General features: G+C 62.6%; 17 protein-coding genes. 13 read left to right on the top strand and 4 right to left on the bottom strand.

Going from position 1 to position 15,563, the window contains the following annotated elements; translation table 11 throughout:
• Positions 1 to 32: 32 nt before the first annotated feature.
• From MESCI_RS21155 to recJ, 7 genes are all read left to right on the top strand, one after another.
• Entirely contained in the window at positions 33 to 1,250 is a 1,218-nt protein-coding gene (locus tag MESCI_RS21155) for an LL-diaminopimelate aminotransferase (protein ID WP_013531991.1), read from the top strand.
• Positions 1,251 to 1,297: 47 nt separating this feature from the next.
• Positions 1,298 to 2,611 carry a homoserine dehydrogenase gene (locus MESCI_RS21150; protein ID WP_013531990.1) on the top strand — a complete coding sequence of 438 codons (1,314 nt, stop codon included), beginning with the start codon at positions 1,298 to 1,300 and terminating at the stop codon, positions 2,609 to 2,611.
• Between the two features lie 133 nt (positions 2,612 to 2,744).
• A complete protein-coding gene (locus MESCI_RS21145) occupies positions 2,745 to 3,101 on the top strand; it encodes a hypothetical protein (RefSeq protein ID WP_013531989.1) in 357 nt (118 codons plus the stop codon).
• 71 nt (positions 3,102 to 3,172) lie between these two features.
• On the top strand, positions 3,173 to 3,340 hold the full coding sequence (locus tag MESCI_RS32315; protein WP_013531988.1) for a Thivi_2564 family membrane protein: 168 nt from the start codon (positions 3,173 to 3,175) through the stop codon (positions 3,338 to 3,340).
• A gap of 204 nt (positions 3,341 to 3,544) precedes the next feature.
• A complete protein-coding gene (gene glpX, locus MESCI_RS21140) occupies positions 3,545 to 4,528 on the top strand; it encodes a class II fructose-bisphosphatase (RefSeq protein ID WP_013531987.1) in 984 nt (327 codons plus the stop codon).
• Between the two features lie 73 nt (positions 4,529 to 4,601).
• The gene (locus tag MESCI_RS21135) at positions 4,602 to 4,835 is read left to right on the top strand and encodes a DUF6434 domain-containing protein (RefSeq protein ID WP_013531986.1); all 234 of its coding nucleotides are present in this window, start codon (positions 4,602 to 4,604) and stop codon (positions 4,833 to 4,835) included.
• A gap of 178 nt (positions 4,836 to 5,013) precedes the next feature.
• The gene (gene recJ / locus MESCI_RS21130) at positions 5,014 to 6,798 is read left to right on the top strand and encodes a single-stranded-DNA-specific exonuclease RecJ (protein WP_013531985.1); all 1,785 of its coding nucleotides are present in this window, start codon (positions 5,014 to 5,016) and stop codon (positions 6,796 to 6,798) included.
• Between the two features lie 7 nt (positions 6,799 to 6,805).
• On the opposite strand, the gene MESCI_RS21125 is transcribed toward recJ, so the two are convergent.
• The 3 genes from MESCI_RS21125 to folE all read right to left on the bottom strand — a co-directional run bounded on the left by MESCI_RS21125 (position 6,806) and on the right by folE (position 8,994).
• Complete coding sequence (locus MESCI_RS21125) at positions 6,806 to 7,780, bottom strand: patatin family protein (RefSeq protein WP_174299064.1); 975 nt, start codon at positions 7,778 to 7,780, stop codon at positions 6,806 to 6,808.
• Between the two features lie 81 nt (positions 7,781 to 7,861).
• The gene (gene hisI / locus MESCI_RS21120) at positions 7,862 to 8,323 is read right to left on the bottom strand and encodes a phosphoribosyl-AMP cyclohydrolase (protein WP_013531983.1); all 462 of its coding nucleotides are present in this window, start codon (positions 8,321 to 8,323) and stop codon (positions 7,862 to 7,864) included.
• Between the two features lie 35 nt (positions 8,324 to 8,358).
• Entirely contained in the window at positions 8,359 to 8,994 is a 636-nt protein-coding gene (gene folE / locus MESCI_RS21115) for a GTP cyclohydrolase I FolE (RefSeq protein ID WP_013531982.1), read from the bottom strand.
• Between the two features lie 240 nt (positions 8,995 to 9,234).
• Between folE and MESCI_RS21110 the strand changes: the two genes are divergently transcribed.
• Positions 9,235 to 9,681: an iron-sulfur cluster assembly scaffold protein gene (locus tag MESCI_RS21110; protein WP_013531981.1), complete on the top strand. Its 447-nt coding sequence runs from the start codon at positions 9,235 to 9,237 to the stop codon at positions 9,679 to 9,681.
• A gap of 102 nt (positions 9,682 to 9,783) precedes the next feature.
• On the opposite strand, the gene MESCI_RS21105 is transcribed toward MESCI_RS21110, so the two are convergent.
• Positions 9,784 to 10,701, bottom strand: a complete 918-nt coding sequence (locus MESCI_RS21105; RefSeq protein ID WP_013531980.1) for a LysR substrate-binding domain-containing protein — start codon at positions 10,699 to 10,701, stop codon at positions 9,784 to 9,786.
• A gap of 92 nt (positions 10,702 to 10,793) precedes the next feature.
• Between MESCI_RS21105 and MESCI_RS32310 the strand changes: the two genes are divergently transcribed.
• The 5 genes from MESCI_RS32310 to MESCI_RS21085 all read left to right on the top strand — a co-directional run bounded on the left by MESCI_RS32310 (position 10,794) and on the right by MESCI_RS21085 (position 15,551).
• The gene (locus MESCI_RS32310) at positions 10,794 to 10,952 is read left to right on the top strand and encodes a hypothetical protein (RefSeq protein WP_013531979.1); all 159 of its coding nucleotides are present in this window, start codon (positions 10,794 to 10,796) and stop codon (positions 10,950 to 10,952) included.
• An 85-nt stretch (positions 10,953 to 11,037) separates the two neighbouring features.
• Positions 11,038 to 11,412, top strand: coding sequence for a membrane protein insertion efficiency factor YidD (gene yidD / locus MESCI_RS21100; protein WP_013531978.1), 375 nt, complete (start codon positions 11,038 to 11,040; stop codon positions 11,410 to 11,412).
• A gap of 135 nt (positions 11,413 to 11,547) precedes the next feature.
• The gene (blaOXA, locus tag MESCI_RS21095; RefSeq protein WP_013531977.1) at positions 11,548 to 12,375 is read left to right on the top strand and encodes a class D beta-lactamase; all 828 of its coding nucleotides are present in this window, start codon (positions 11,548 to 11,550) and stop codon (positions 12,373 to 12,375) included.
• A 176-nt stretch (positions 12,376 to 12,551) separates the two neighbouring features.
• Positions 12,552 to 14,528 carry a threonine--tRNA ligase gene (gene thrS, locus MESCI_RS21090; protein ID WP_013531976.1) on the top strand — a complete coding sequence of 659 codons (1,977 nt, stop codon included), beginning with the start codon at positions 12,552 to 12,554 and terminating at the stop codon, positions 14,526 to 14,528.
• Positions 14,529 to 14,612: 84 nt separating this feature from the next.
• Entirely contained in the window at positions 14,613 to 15,551 is a 939-nt protein-coding gene (locus tag MESCI_RS21085) for a lysophospholipid acyltransferase family protein (protein WP_013531975.1), read from the top strand.
• Positions 15,552 to 15,563 lie beyond the last annotated feature (12 nt).

Here is a 15,563-nt window from a genome sequence, read left to right as displayed (position 1 = left end):
CGCCCAACACCCCTTCGCTGTCTGGAACTGCCATGGAAGAATTTCACAAGGTTCGCCGGCTTCCGCCTTACGTGTTCGAGCAGGTCAACCGGCTCAAGGCCAGCGCCCGATCGCGTGGCGCCGACATCATCGACCTCGGCATGGGCAATCCGGACCTGCCGACGCCCAAGGCTATCGTCGACAAATTGTGCGAGGTCGTGCGCGACCCGCGCACGCATCGCTATTCCTCGTCGCGCGGCATTCCGGGCCTGCGCCGCGCCCAGGCCGCCTACTATGGCAGGCGCTTCGGCGTGAAACTCAATCCCGACACGCAAGTGGTGGCCACGCTTGGCTCGAAGGAAGGCTTTGCCAACATGGCGCAGGCGATCACCGCGCCCGGCGACGTCATCCTGTGCCCGAACCCGACCTATCCGATCCATGCCTTCGGCTTTATCATGTCGGGCGGCGTCATCCGCTCGCTGCAGGTGGAGCCGGACGACGGTTTCATCCCGGCGCTCGAGCGCGGTGTCAAGCATTCGATCCCGAAGCCGCTGGCGCTGATCCTCAACTATCCGTCGAACCCGACAGCGCTGGTCGCCTCGCTCGATTTCTACAAGGATGTGGTCGCCTTCGCCAAGAAGAACGACATCATCATCCTGTCCGACCTTGCCTATTCGGAGATCTATTTCGACGGCAATCCGCCGCCTTCGGTGCTGCAGGTGCCTGGCGCGATCGACGTTTGCGTCGAATTCACCTCCATGTCGAAGACCTTCTCCATGCCCGGTTGGCGCATGGGCTTTGCCGTCGGCAACGAGCGGCTGATCTCGGCGCTGACGCGGGTGAAGTCCTACCTCGATTACGGCGCCTTCACGCCGATCCAGGTGGCGGCGGCACACGCGCTCAACGGCGACGGCGCCGACATCGCCGAGGTGCGCGACATCTACCACAAGCGCCGCGACGTGATGGTTGACGCCTTCGGCCGCGCCGGCTGGACCATTCCGGCACCGGCGGCATCGATGTTCGCCTGGGCGCCGATCCCGGAGCCGTTCAAGCATCTCGGCTCGCTCGAATTCTCCAAGCTGCTCATCGAACATGCCGACGTGGCCGTGGCGCCCGGTGTCGGCTTCGGCGAGCATGGCGACGAATTCGTGCGCGTTGCTCTGGTCGAGAACGAGCACAGGATCCGGCAGGCGGCGCGCAACATCAAGCGCTTCCTGTCGACCAGCGCCAAGCAGCCCAACAATGTCGTGCCGCTCTCCGCTCACCGGTAAGCTTGCCGCACGCAAATTCGATCTGACTTTGAGGGACGTCGCCGGACATGGCTGAAGCATTGCGTGTTGGAATTGCCGGCCTCGGCACGGTCGGTGCATCGGTGGCGCGCGTGCTGCGCGACAAAGCGGTGGAACTGACCCGCCAGTGCGGCCGTGACGTGATCGTCACCGCCGTCTCGGCGCGCGACCACAAGCGCGATCGGGGCGTCGATCTGAGCTCTGCAAAGTGGTTCGACGATCCGGTCAAGATGGCCCAGACCGCAGAAATCGACGTGTTCGTCGAACTGATCGGCGGCGACGAGGGCCCGGCGCGCTCATCGGTGAAGACGGCACTCGAAGCCGGCCGTCACGTCGTCACCGCCAACAAGGCGCTGCTGGCCAAGCATGGCGTGGCGCTGGCTGAGATCGCCGAGAAGAAGGGCGTGCTTCTCAATTACGAGGCGGCGGTGGCGGGCGGCATCCCCGTCATCAAGACGATGCGTGAGGCGATGGCCGGCAATTCGGTCACCCGCGTGTTCGGCATCCTCAACGGCACCTGTAACTACATCCTGACCCGCATGGAGGCCGAGGGCATCTCGTTCGATGCTTGCCTGAAGGACGCGCAGCGGCTGGGCTATGCCGAGGCTGATCCGACCTTCGACATCGAGGGTCACGACACGGCGCACAAGCTGTCGATCCTGACCAGCCTTGCCTTTGGCACCAGGATCGCCGCCAACGACATCTACATGGAAGGCATTTCCAACATCACCCAGGCCGACATCCGCGCGGCCGCCGATCTCGGCTACCGGATCAAGCTGCTGGGTGTCGCCCAGCGCACCGAGAGCGGCATCGAGCAGCGCGTGCATCCTACCATGGTGCCGACCGCATCGGTCATCGCGCAGGTGCATGGCGTCACCAATGCGGTGGCGATCGAGACCGACATTCTGGGTGAGCTGCTGCTGTCCGGCCCCGGTGCGGGCGGCAACGCCACCGCATCGGCCGTCATCGGCGACATCGCCGACATCGCCAAGAGCCGGCCAGGCTTCCAGCATGGTCCGGTCTTCGGCCGGCCGGCCAAGGAGCTGAAACCCTACAAGAAGGCGCAGATGCGCAGCCATGCCGGCGGTTATTTCATCCGGCTGACCGTGCACGACCGCATCGGCGTGTTCGCGGCAATCGCCAAGCGCATGGCCGACAATGACATCTCGCTGGAATCGATCGTCCAGCACGCAGTCAACGGCGAGGCGGCGGCACAGAAGACGGTGATCCTTGTCACCCACGAGACGACGGAGGCCGCCGTGCGCAAGGCGGTAGACGGCATCACCAAGGACGGACATCTGACCGACAAACCGCAGGTCATCCGCATCGAACGGGCAGGGTAGCTTTGTCCGACAGTCGCGCGGGACAAGAATTCCGCAGGCATTGAAGTCCGGTCTGGAGGCAGGCAGCCGCCACAGACCGGAACGAATTCGCGTCGACGCCGTTCTCTTGGTCACCAACCAGAGGAACCGCTTCATGGCTGACACCAACAAATCCGACACCCCCGATATCGACGACGTCCAGAAGACGCTGGAAAAGCAGATTGCCGAACTGCGCAAAGAGATCACCAAGATCAACAAGAGCATTTCGGCGCGGGGCGCGGAGATGTTCGACGACGCCAGCGAACAGGCGTCCGAGTTGTACGACACCGCGGCGAACCGCGCTTCGCGTACGGCGCAACAACTGCGCAGCCAGGCCCAGGCTGTTTCGGAAGTCGCGCGCGAGAATCCTGGTACGACGACAGCTTTGGTCGGCGTGATCGGCCTGCTCGGCTTTCTGGCCGGCTTCGCCATTGCTCAATCGACGAACGATACCTCCCGCCGCTGGTATTGACCGCAGCGCAATAGGGCCGGGCTTCCGGCCTTTTCTATTGTTTTCAGCAAATCACTTTTAAGGAGGACACCATGGCTTCATCAGCGTTGATCGGCATCCTGATCACATTCCTCGTCATCATCCTCGTTCTCTATCTGGTTCAACGCCTGCCGCTCGATGGCCGGATGAGACAGATAGTTCAGGTCATCGTCATCATCATCGGCATCATTTCGCTGCTCAAATACCTCGCGGTTTTTTAGGCCGCGAAGGCCGCCATTCTCACCGTTTTAAGACTGGCCCGGCGCGTGGCGATCGGGCCGGTCGTGTTTCAAGACGTAGTTTAATCGATTGATATTGTTGGATATTCGATAATATTCGTGGCAGGTCTTGCCGTTGTCATGCTCGTTTGACAAAACAGGCCCGCCTCCGGCGGGAGGCCGCATTGCCAACGAGGAAATCACCAGATGAATGTGGCCCAGAACATCGTCGCCGGCCTTGACCGGATACTCACCATGGAACTGGTGCGCGTCACCGAACGGGCCGCCGTCGCGGCCGCCAGGCTGCGTGGGCGCGGCGACGAAAAGGCGGCCGACCAGGTCGCCGTGGATGCCATGCGCCAGGAACTCAACCGGCTTTCCATCAGGGGCACGGTGGTGATCGGCGAGGGCGAGCGCGATGAAGCGCCGATGCTCTATATCGGCGAAGAAGTCGGCTCCGGCAAAGGTCCGGCGGTCGATATCGCGCTCGATCCGCTCGAAGGCACGACGATCTGCGCCAAGAACCTGCCCAATGCGCTCGCCGTCATCGCCATCGCCGAAAAGGGCAGCCTGCTGTTTGCGCCCGATGTCTACATGGACAAGATCGCCATCGGTCCGGGCTATGCGGACGGCGTCATCGATATCGATGCCTCACCGGCCGAAAACATCGCCAGCCTCGCCCGCGCCAAGGGCGTGGCTATTTCGGACATCACCACCTGTATCCTCGACCGGCCACGTCATGCCAAGCTGATCGATGCCGTGCGCGCCACGGGTGCCGCGATCCGGCTGATCGGCGACGGCGATGTCGCCGGCGTCATCCACACCACGGATCCGGAAGAAACCGGCATCGATATCTATCTCGGCACTGGCGGAGCACCCGAGGGCGTGCTGGCCGCCGCCGCGCTGCGCTGCACCGGCGGCCAGATGCAGGGCAGGCTGATCCTCGACACACCGGAAAAGGTTGCTCGCGCGGCAAAGATGGGTATTTCCAATCCGAAACGGGTCTATCGGACGGAGGACATGGCGCGCGGCGATGTGCTGTTTGCGGCCACCGGTGTCACCGACGGCAACATGCTGGCTGGCGTCAAGTTCGGCCACAATTACATCACCACCCACACGATCGTGCTGCGCTCGTCGTCGCGGACGGTGCGCGAGATCAAGGCACGCCATCAGGACCTGGATAAGTTCTGACGCTTGCTTGCGAAGCCACCTTGCAATTGTTAGCCATTCGGGCGCACCCGATATTGGCTGCAAGGATTTGACGATGAAACCGTTCGACTGGCACGCGGATCCGATTTCGCGCGCCACCGCCATCACGCAGTCTTATCGCAACACCCAGAATGTGCGTCGCTTTCTCATCCGGGAATGCGGCGACGCATTCAGCTTCGACCGGTCTTTCATGGCCTGGCTGAAGGACGGTGTGGAAAAGACGATGGGCGATGCGGCCGACGAATGGCTTCGGCGCCAGGCTGAAAAGCGGAAAGCGCAGTTTTCTTGACACTTCCCGGACGGCGCACCCCGTGAATCGCTTGGCTTTGCCTGCCTTTGGCCTATAGAGCATCGCATGAACGTGACACGCTTTAAATTGTTGCCAATACAGGTCGTCGCCCCAAAACCGCTGCGCACTTTTGGGCGACATGCACTATCGTGCGGCCAACGATGAGTTGGCAAAGCGTATGACCGGCGAAAAGCGCCTCTTCCTCGATGTCAGGCAGTCGGTGTCAGGGGTTTCCTGGGAGCACCGGCTGACCGAGCGGCAGGACATGATCGCGCTCGCCATCGCGCAAGGCTACGGGGTACCCGATATCGTAGCACGGGTGCTTGCCGGCCGCGGCGTCACCGCCGAGCAGACCGAGCGGTTTCTCGATCCGACGATCCGCGATCTTCTGCCGGATCCGGCATCGCTGACCGACATGGACAGGGCGGCGGCCCGGATCGCCGCCGCGGTGATGGCCAGGGAAAAGGTGGCGATCTTCGGCGACTATGATGTCGACGGCGCCGCCTCGTCGGCCTTGCTGAAGCGGTTCCTCACGCATTTCTCGGTGCCGTCGGAAATCTACATCCCGGATCGTATTTTCGAGGGCTATGGCCCCAACCCTGACGCCATGCGCGAACTTGTTTCGCGTGGCGCGACACTGATCGTCACCGTCGATTGCGGCACCAACAGCGCCGCCTCCATCGATGCCGCCAATGAGGCCGGGGCCGATGTCGTGGTGCTCGACCACCACCAGGTCGGCGGTGCCTTGCCGGCGGCAATCGCTGTCGTCAATCCCAATCGCGACGACGACCTCTCCGGGCAGGGCCATCTCTGTGCCGCCGGCGTGGTCTTCCTCGCCCTTGTGCAGACGGCCAGGATCCTGCGTAGCCGCATGGCCGATGCTACGCCGCCGGACCTGCTTTCGCTGCTCGATATCGTGGCATTGGCCACCGTTTGTGACGTGGTGCCGCTGACCGGCGTCAACCGTGCCTTCGTGGTCAAGGGGCTGCAGATGGCGCGCCAGCAGAAGAACGAAGGGCTCGCGGCACTGGCACGGGTGTCGCGCATCGGCGAGCCGATCAGCACTTTCCATCTGGCCTATCTGATCGGCCCGCGCATCAATGCCGGCGGACGCATCGGCGATGCCGCACTTGGCAGCCGGTTGCTTGCGACCGACGACCCGGTCGAGGCGCGCACCATTGCCGAGACGCTCGACCGGCTCAACCAGGAACGGCAGTTGATGGAGCAGGAGATGCTCGCGGCGGCGCGCGCCGAGGCCGATGCGGAGCTCGCCGGCGGCAATGGCCCGGCGATCGTCGTCACCGCCAGCAACAGCTGGCATCCGGGCATCGTCGGTTTGCTCGCCTCACGGCTGAAGGATCATGCCCGCCGGCCGGCCTTCGCCATCGCCTTCAACGCCAACGGCATCGGCACCGGCTCGGGCCGCTCGGTCTCGGGGTTCGACCTCGGCCGGCTGGTGCGCGAGGCGGCCATTGCCGGTCTGATCGTCAAGGGTGGCGGGCATGGCATGGCGGCGGGCATCACCGTCGAGCGGGCGAGGCTTGGTGAGCTCAGGGCGTTTTTCGAAGAGCGGGCGGCAGCCGATGTGTTTCGCCTGCAGGGCGAGGAAAGCCTGGCCATAGACGGTGCGCTTGCCGCTGAAGGCGCGACACTCAGCCTGCTCGACGCGCTGGAACAAGCCGGACCTTTCGGTGCCGGGCACGTGGCCCCTGTTTTCGCGTTGCCGCGCCACCGGTTGGCCGATGCGCGGCCGGTCGGCACCAATCACATCCGCGTCGAGCTGCAATCGGAAAGCGGCGGCCGGATCCAGGCGATCGCCTTTCGCGCCGTCGATACCGCGCTTGGCGAATTCCTGTTCAAGAACCGGGGCAAGACAATCCACGTCGCCGGTTCGCTCTCAGGGAATTACTGGAACGGCAACCGCACCGTTCAGTTTCGTATCACCGATGCGGCTCGTGCGTAGGTTTTGATCAGGCGAGAACTGTCTGCAGCCGGGTCAGTTCGCCGATCTGCGCCATCGTCGCCTGATAGCCGAGATTGATCGCCTCGTCGGCGCGGTGGAACTCGGTCAGGCCGATATGGCTGAGCTTCGGCTGCAGCGACATGTCTGGCGGATCGCCGGCAAGTCTTGCGCGCGAAATGCGGTCCTGGATGATGTTGAAGGCCTCGACCATGACGCCGGTGATGCCGAGCCGGGTCTGATGCGACTGGTGTTCGGGATCGCCATGTCCGGCCCTCGGCGCGTCCTTTTCGACGACCAGTTCGCCAGCGCTGTGCTTGATGACGGCGGCACGGCCGAACAGGTCATAGTGAAGGTTGACCGCCACGACGAGCGGCTGCTCGTAGGCGCGGCAGACCGAAACCGGTACGGGGTTGACCAGAGCGCCGTCGACCAGCACGCGGCCGTTGCAATTCACCGGCTCGAACACGCCGGGAAGCGCATAAGAGGCGCGCATGGCGGTGATCAATGAGCCGCTCGACAGCCAGATTTCGTGGCCCGTGCGGATTTCGGAAGTGACCGCGACGAACGGCTTGGCAAGGTCCTCGAAACGAATGCCGGCCATGTGCTCGCGCAGCCTTGCATCGAGTTTCATGCCGCCGAACAGGCCGCTGCCGCGTAAATTGAGATCGAGCAGGCCGAAAATGCGGCGCTTGGTCAGGCTGCGGGCGAATTCTTCGAGCTCGTCCAGTTTGCCGGCGAGATAGCAGCCGCCGACCAGCGCGCCGATCGAGGTGCCGGCGATCATCGATACTTCGATGCCGGCTTCATCCAGCGCGCGCAGCACGCCGATATGCGCCCAGCCGCGGGCGCACCCGCCACCCAAGGCAAGCGAAATGCCTGTTTTCTTTTGGGAGTTCGTTTCGGACGCGCCGCCTGACGAGGACAGGCCGTTGGCCTCCCTGACATCTGGTCTGTTACGCAATGACGCCCACTCGAGCATCATAATCTCCCTTGTCCCACGGCTACTATACGAGCGGGGCGTATCGAAATGATGAATCTGTGTCGTTGGTGTCAGGCAGAAGGTTCAAGCTGTTGGTTTCCGATACGTGTTTTCCGCATCGAACAGCGGCTTGCTGCCGTCGATGGCAAGCGTCCCTTTGCCGTCGACCAGCCCCACCGTCCGATAAAAGCATGAACGCCGGCCAGTGTGACAGGTTGCGTCGTGGCCCAACACTTTGACGCGCAACCATATGGCATCCTGGTCACAATCCGTGAGCATCTCGACGACATGCTGAAAATTGCCTGATGTTTCGCCCTTTTTCCAAAGCGCGCTGCGCGAGCGCGACCAGTAGTGGGCGATGCCGGTCTCAAGCGTCAGTGCCAGTGCTTGCGCGTTCATATGCGCAACCATCAACAGCATGCCGTCCGCGGCGTCTGTCACGACGACCGTGACCAGCCCGGCTGCATCGAAGCGCGGCGAAAACACCGCGCCTTCCTCGAGAGCCTTCTTGTCCGACGGAGCTTTTGGAAATTCCAGTGCCGACATCGCCGGTCCTTATTTTGATGGCCGGCGAGGGCCGATCAGACCCCGCCGCCGCGCACCATGGTGACGAAACGGACCTGCTCTTCGGGCGTGTCCTTGAAAACGCCGGTGAAGGTCGAGGTCAGCGTGGTTGATCCCTGCTTGCGGATGCCGCGCATGGCCATGCACATGTGCTCGGCCTCGATCATGACGGCGACGCCGCGCGGATTGAGCACGTCCTGGATGACGCCGGCGATCTGCGCCGTCAGCGCCTCCTGGGTTTGCAGGCGGTGGGCGAAGATATCGACGACGCGTGCGATCTTGGACAGGCCGACGACCTTGCCGTCCGGAAGATATCCGACATGCGCCTTGCCGATGATCGGCACCATATGGTGCTCGCAATGCGAATGGAATGTGATGTCCTTGACGATCACCAGGTCATCGTAGCCGGCGACCTCCTCGAAGGTGCGGCCGAGCTCGTCGGCCGGGCACATGTCGTAACCACCGAACATTTCGCGAAAGGCCTTTGCCACCCGCTTCGGCGTGTCGACCAACCCTTCGCGGTCCGGATTGTCGCCGGTCCAGCGCAAAAGCGTGCGCACGGCGGCTTCGACTTCGGCTTCGCTTGGCCGGTCGGTGACCGGCTTTTCCATATAGGCTGACTGTGGCATGAGCTTCTTGATGACGGCATCCATAAAGGCGTCTCCCGTAGTCCCTCTCGGCGGAGGAACGAGTTGAACGGACCACGACCTTTCGGTGTCGGAAACTCGCCCCGTTTCCAGCCCCGTAAGCGGCGTGAACTTCCCGGCAAGGACATTGGCTTTCGTCGTTCTTGTCGATACCGGACTGCCAGCATTATATAAGGTCATAGCGAGCGAAAGGAAGACACGACAGCGGCAATCGCTGTTCGCTTGGCGGCGACGGATTGGAAAATTATGATAAACGACGTCTACAACGCGAAAATTCTCGGTTTTGCCGGAAACATCGCCCGCATCGGCCGTCTCGATCATCCTGACGCGACCGCCAAGGCGCACTCCAAGCTATGCGGTTCGACCGTCACCGTCGACCTCAAGATGCAGGACGGCGTCGTCACGGATTTTGCCCATGACGTGAAGGCCTGCGCGCTCGGCCAGGCGTCGTCATCGATCATGGCGCAGCATGTCGTCGGCGCGAGTGCCGAGGAATTGCGCGCGGTGCGCGACACCATGCTGAAGATGCTCAAGGAAAATGGCGCCCCGCCGGACGGCCGCTTTGCGGATCTCAGATATTTGGAGCCGGTGCGCGACTACAAGGCGCGGCACGCTTCGACCATGCTGACTTTCGATGCCGTGGTCGACGCGATCGGCCAGATCGAGAAGAAGCGCGCCGAAGAAGCGGCCTGACCTTGGGATTGGCCGTCCACGGTGCGCAGGCTTCGCGCAGGCGCCCAAAATCTTTGCTGCCACGGCTGGCATTTGGCTGGACAGGAACCGGGCCAGAAGGGTTTAAGCCTGCGCTTCCAGCGCCCGCCTGCTTTCGGCAAATTCACTTCTGAGCCAGTCGGCGAACGCGGCGGCCGGCTCCGAGAGGTCGTGCAGGTTTCTGGCCACCAGCCAATAGGCGCCGGATGCGACGTCGATGTCGAACGGCTTGACCAGCGCGCCGGATGCGATTTCCCCGCCGATCTGCAACAGATCGCCCAATGCCACGCCATGTCCGAGCAAGGCGGCCTGCTTTGAAAGCGACGCATCCGCCAGCATCGGCCCGCGCGCGGGCACGGCGTCGGCGGGCACGCCGGCCGCTTCGAACCAGCGCACCCAGCCCTGGCGGTTCTCCTCGTGCAAAAGCGTGTAGCGGCCAAGATCGATTGGCTTCCTGAGGGCAGGGCCAGAAGCAAGCAGCGCCGGCGACAGGACCGGCGAATCGACCGTCGAGGCAAGCCGCTCGGCCTGGCTGCGCGGCCACGAGTCGGCATGCGCGCTGAAGCGCAAGGCAAGCTCCGGCTGATCGCTGCGGAACTCGATCAGCCTTGGATCGACTTCGAGGGAGACGTCGATGTCGGGCCTCAATTGGCGAAACCGGTTGAGCCGGGGAACCAGCCACACGGAGGCAAGCGACGGCTCGACACTGACACGGACCACGGACTGCGCCGGTGTCGCCACCAGATCGCCAAGCAAGGTATCGATGGCGTCGAAACTTCTGACAAGCTGATCCAGCAGACGCCGGCCGGTGTCGGTCAGTTCGACTCGTCGATGGTGACGTTCGAACAAGGGTCGATGCAGGAAGATTTCGAGCTCGCGGATCTGCCGGCTGATCGCCGCCTGCGAGACGAAAAGCTCCTCGGCCGCCCGGCTGAAGCTCAGATGCCGGCCCGCCGCCTCGAAGCTCCTCAATGCCGTCAGCGGCAGGCGCCCACGCTTCATTTCGCATAACCCAGGATTATCCGAAGTGGAAATTATACTCGTTTGAAGGCGAAGGCCAGCGGCGGTCTAATCCATGTCAAAGGAGACCGACCATGATCCAGTTGCTGAACATTTTTGGCGATGTCATGCGGATCGCGACGTTTCAATGGCGTGACGAAAAGCAGTATTCAAAGCGCCGCGAGGAGCCGGCCAGTCGTGGCCGCTGGGCGCCGTCGGCTGACAGGCAGCCGTTTCGCCGTTCCCGTCCGTGATGGCGGGGGCGCGGAAGGAGCGGGGATTGCGTTCTCCGGCGGAAGTCCACATCTATCGCCTGGGAAACGCGATACGGAGACTGTGGTGCGCGACCAGCATGGGCATGCGCATATAGACGGGTCGCAAAAACGCGGCCGCAACTGGCCCGGCCCCTGGCGCAAGACGCCAGGCCGTCTCCTCGGCACGTCGCTCGTGCGCCTCTACCAGCTGACGCTGTCGGGCTTTGTCGGCAATTCCTGCCGGCATCTGCCGACCTGTTCGGAATATGCGCATGAGGCGATCGCCCGCCATGGTCTGTGGGCCGGCGGCTGGATGGGATTCTTCCGCGTGCTGCGCTGCGGGCCATTCGGCACGCATGGCATAGACCTGGTGCCGGAGGCGCTTGCGGATCGCTATCTCTGGTTCATGCCCTGGCGGTACTGGCGGATCGGCAGCAAGCGCGACAAAGCGCAGGAATGATGGCCGGGGAGAATAGCAGGTTTACGATCCGGTAGGGTTAACAACAGCCTGCACAAAGACTGCGCATTTGAGACAAAATCGAGACAAGAGACCCCGCTAAGCCGCTCGCGAACCCCCTTCTGGAGCGAGCAGAAAATGCGCAATTTCGACCGTCTTCCCTTCATCTTTGCCGGGATTCTGTTCCTGCTCGCCTGGCTGCTGGGATTTCCGCTGCGCGCGCAATCGGCGCCGCTGGGGGATTTGCAGTGCACGGTGATCGCCGATGCGGCGAGCGGCAAGACGCTTTACCAGGACGGAGTGTGCGACCAGCGGTTCAGCCCGGCCTCGACGTTCAAGGTGCCGCTGTCGCTGATCGGCTATGACAGCGGGATCCTGAGCGACGAGCATACGCCGGCGTGGGACTACAAGCCGGAGTTCAAGGCGGTGAAGCGGGACCAGAAGACCGTCGATCCGGTGATCTGGGAACGGGATTCGATCGTCTGGTTCTCCCGTGAAATCACCAGTCGGCTCGGGCCGGAAAAATTGGCTGGCTATGTCTCCAAATTCGGCTACGGCAATGCCGATGTTTCCGGCAATCCCGGCAAGAATGATGGTTTGACCCAATCCTGGATAAACTCCTCGCTCAAGATCACGCCGGTCGAGCAGGTCGATTTCCTGCGCAAGCTGCTGGCCCGCAAGCTGCCTGTCTCGGCCAGGGCCTACGACATGACATCAGCCATCATCCCGACCTTCCAGGCCGGAGGCTGGACGGTGCAGGGCAAGACCGGAAGCACTAGGCTGCGCAACGATGCCGACAAGGTTCAGGATAAGCGCTCGCTTGGGTGGTTCGTCGGCTGGGCGAACAAGGATGGCCGCCAGATCGTCTTTGCGCGCCTTGTCGTCGACACCGATCGGACCGATATGCCCAAAGGCCTCAAGACCCGAGCCGCGTTCCTGAAGGACCTGCCGCTGCTCATCAAATGAAGTCTGACATTTGAGCCGGGCTTTACGGCGGCGGAATCTGTCCATAAAAGACAGCCGCTGCCGGACGCATCCGGCCTACTCTTTGCATGTCGTAACCCCAAAACCGTCCACACACTTTTGGGCGACATGCATTTCAACCACCCGCGCTCGTTTGCGGGACTGGATAGGAGATATACATGCTGAATTCCGTTTCCCTGACATTTCCCGATGGCTCCGTCCGCGAATACGACGCGGCGATGACCGGTGCGGGCCTCGCCGAATCGATCTCAAAATCGCTGGCCAAGAAGGCGGTCGCCTATGCGATCGACGGCACCGTCCGCGATCTCAGCGATCCGCTTGGCAAATCCGGCAAGGTCGAGATCGTCACCCGCGACGACCCGCGCGCACTCGAACTGATCCGTCACGACGCCGCACATGTGTTGGCGGAAGCCGTGCAGGAATTGTGGCCGGGAACGCAGGTGACCATCGGGCCGGTGATCGAGAACGGGTTTTACTACGACTTCGCCCGCAACGAGCCGTTCACGCCTGACGATTTTCCCGTGATCGAGAAGAAGATGCGCGAGATCATTTCGCGCAACAAGCCGTTCACCAAGGAAGTCTGGTCGCGCGACAAGGCGAAGAAAGTGTTTGCCGACAAGGGCGAACGCTACAAGCTGGAACTGATCGACGCCATTCCCGAGGATCAGGATCTCAAGATCTACGCGCAGGGCGACTGGTTCGATCTTTGCCGTGGCCCGCACATGGCCTCGACGGGGCAGATCGGCAACGCCTTCAAACTGATGAAGGTGGCCGGCGCCTATTGGCGCGGCGATTCGAACAATCCGATGCTGACCCGCATCTACGGCACGGCCTGGGCTGATCAGGCGCAGCTCGAAGCCTATCAGACGATGCTGGAGGAGGCCGAGAAGCGCGACCACAGGAAGATCGGCCGCGAGATGGACCTGTTCCATTTCCAGGAAGAGGGGCCTGGCGTCGTCTTTTGGCACGCCAAGGGCTGGAAGATGTTCCAGAACCTGGTCAACTACATGCGCCGCCGCCTCGACGAGCAGGGCTATCAGGAGGTCAACGCGCCGCAGGTTCTCGACAAGAGCCTGTGGGAGACGTCAGGCCATTGGGGATGGTATCGCGACGCCATGTTCAAGGTGACGGTGGCCGGCGACGATACCGATGACGACCGGGTTTTCGCTCTGAAGCCGATGAACTGCCCGGGCCATGTGCAGATTTTCAAGCATGGGTTGAAGTCTTATCGCGATCTGCCTGTCAAACTTGCGGAATTCGGCAACGTCCACCGTTACGAACCATCCGGCGCGCTGCACGGGCTGATGCGCGTGCGCGGTTTTACGCAAGACGATGCGCACATTTTCTGCACCGAGGAGCAATTGGCGGCGGAATGCCTGCGCATCAACGATCTGATCCTGTCGACCTATGCTGATTTCGGTTTCGACGAAATCAGCGTCAAGCTCTCGACGCGGCCGGACAAACGCGTCGGTACCGACGAGGCGTGGGATCACGCCGAGGCGATCATGGGCGGCGTGCTGGAGACGATCAGGACACGGTCCGGCAATCGCATCAAGACCTCGATCAATCCGGGTGAGGGCGCCTTCTACGGGCCGAAATTCGAATATGTGCTGAAGGATGCCATCGGCCGCGAATGGCAGTGCGGCACGACGCAGGTCGATTTCAACCTGCCGGAGCGGTTTGGCGCCTTCTATATCGGCTCGGATTCCGAGAAGAAGCAGCCTGTCATGGTTCACCGCGCCATCTGCGGCTCGATGGAGCGCTTCCTCGGCATCCTGATCGAGAACTATTCCGGCCATTTCCCGCTGTGGTTCGCGCCGCTGCAAGTGGTGGTGGCGACGATCACGTCGGATGCCGACGACTATGCGACCGAGGTGGTGGCAAAGCTCAAGGCCGCTGGGCTGTTGGCGGAAGCGGATCTGCGCAACGAGAAGATCAACTACAAGGTCCGCGAGCACAGCCTGGCCAAGGTTCCGGTCATCCTCGTCTGCGGCAAGCGCGAAGCGGAAGAGCAGACGGTCAACATGCGCCGACTGGGCTCGCGCGACCAGGAATCGCTTGGCCTTGACCAGGCGATCGCGCAACTGACCGAGGAAGCCGTCACACCCGACCGCCGGCGCAAACGCGTGGCCTGATTGGCATAATTTCGACCAAATGGCGGTGGAGCGATCCACCGCCATTTTCATATCCCTGTCACGCCTACCTTGTAACGAGCCCCTATGCTCAAGTTGAAATTGCGCGAACGACCCTTTCCCGAGCTTTCCTATGCCAATCCGCGCCAGCCGGCGCTGACGCGCTGGTTCATACATTCGGTCGAAGGCTTGTCGGGCCGCGACCGCTACACAGCACTTTATGATTTCTGGCGCCGCCAGATCGTGCCGACCGGCGAACGCGTGTTCAGCCGCATGCTCGACCTGATCGACGTGCGGGTGCGGACCGCTGATCAGTGGCCACCCGCGCAATTGCCGGACACGCCGCTGGTGATCGTCGCCAATCATCCGTTCGGCATCGGTGACGGTATCGCCGTGCTGTCGCTGGCCGAGCAGCTCGGCCGTCCGTTCCGGGTGATGATCCACAAGGATCTGCTCAAGATCCGCGAGATGGAGCCTTATTCGCTGCCGATCGACTTTTCGGAGACCAAGGATGCGCTGAAGAACAACATGGCCGTGCGCCATGAAGCGGTGCGCCTGTTGAAAGAGGGCGTCACCATCGTGGTATTTCCGGCCGGCGGTGTCGCCACCGCGCCAAAGGGTTTTGGCCGGGCGCGCGATCTGCCGTGGAAGATGTTTCCGGCCCGCCTCGTCCAGGACGCCAGGGCGTCGGTCATCCCGATGCATTTTTCCGGGCAGAACGGCAGGCTGTTCCATCTTGTCAGCGGGCCGATGAACATGGCCGAGCGCGACGGCCGGGTGGCCAAGTTCGTCGGCAAGGCCTCGCTGACGCTGCGCACGTCGCTGCTCATCCACGAATTCGCGCGGCTGTCGGGCAAGGCGATCGACATGCGCGTCGGCGATGTGCTGAGCTGGAGCGAACTGGAGCCGTTGCGCGACCGCAAGGCCTTGCTCGACCGCCTCTATCGCGGCGTGTTCGACCTGGCGCCAGCTTTGCCACGCCACCGGATCCCGTTCCTGCCGGCGCGGACCGAACTGGCGGCTTGATCCTTAAAACGA

Origin of the sequence: Mesorhizobium ciceri biovar biserrulae WSM1271 (assembly GCF_000185905.1) — a bacterium.
Lineage (GTDB): Bacteria > Pseudomonadota > Alphaproteobacteria > Rhizobiales > Rhizobiaceae > Mesorhizobium > Mesorhizobium ciceri.
This window is presented reverse-complemented; position numbering and strand designations above follow the sequence as displayed.

Bases quoted from the DNA above. Each gene is read 5' to 3' on its own strand.
- MESCI_RS21155 (WP_013531991.1), top strand. From the start codon at position 33: ATGGAAGAATTTCACAAGGTTCGCCGGCTTCCGCCTTACGTGTTCGAG.
- MESCI_RS21150 (WP_013531990.1), top strand. From the start codon at position 1,298: ATGGCTGAAGCATTGCGTGTTGGAATTGCCGGCCTCGGCACGGTCGGT.
- MESCI_RS21145 (WP_013531989.1), top strand. From the start codon at position 2,745: ATGGCTGACACCAACAAATCCGACACCCCCGATATCGACGACGTCCAG.
- MESCI_RS32315 (WP_013531988.1), top strand. From the start codon at position 3,173: ATGGCTTCATCAGCGTTGATCGGCATCCTGATCACATTCCTCGTCATC.
- glpX (WP_013531987.1), top strand. From the start codon at position 3,545: ATGAATGTGGCCCAGAACATCGTCGCCGGCCTTGACCGGATACTCACC.
- MESCI_RS21135 (WP_013531986.1), top strand. From the start codon at position 4,602: ATGAAACCGTTCGACTGGCACGCGGATCCGATTTCGCGCGCCACCGCC.
- recJ (WP_013531985.1), top strand. From the start codon at position 5,014: ATGACCGGCGAAAAGCGCCTCTTCCTCGATGTCAGGCAGTCGGTGTCA.
- MESCI_RS21125 (WP_174299064.1), bottom strand. From the start codon at position 7,780: ATGATGCTCGAGTGGGCGTCATTGCGTAACAGACCAGATGTCAGGGAG.
- hisI (WP_013531983.1), bottom strand. From the start codon at position 8,323: ATGTCGGCACTGGAATTTCCAAAAGCTCCGTCGGACAAGAAGGCTCTC.
- folE (WP_013531982.1), bottom strand. From the start codon at position 8,994: ATGGATGCCGTCATCAAGAAGCTCATGCCACAGTCAGCCTATATGGAA.
- MESCI_RS21110 (WP_013531981.1), top strand. From the start codon at position 9,235: ATGATAAACGACGTCTACAACGCGAAAATTCTCGGTTTTGCCGGAAAC.
- MESCI_RS21105 (WP_013531980.1), bottom strand. From the start codon at position 10,701: ATGAAGCGTGGGCGCCTGCCGCTGACGGCATTGAGGAGCTTCGAGGCG.
- MESCI_RS32310 (WP_013531979.1), top strand. From the start codon at position 10,794: ATGATCCAGTTGCTGAACATTTTTGGCGATGTCATGCGGATCGCGACG.
- blaOXA (WP_013531977.1), top strand. From the start codon at position 11,548: ATGCGCAATTTCGACCGTCTTCCCTTCATCTTTGCCGGGATTCTGTTC.
- thrS (WP_013531976.1), top strand. From the start codon at position 12,552: ATGCTGAATTCCGTTTCCCTGACATTTCCCGATGGCTCCGTCCGCGAA.
- MESCI_RS21085 (WP_013531975.1), top strand. From the start codon at position 14,613: ATGCTCAAGTTGAAATTGCGCGAACGACCCTTTCCCGAGCTTTCCTAT.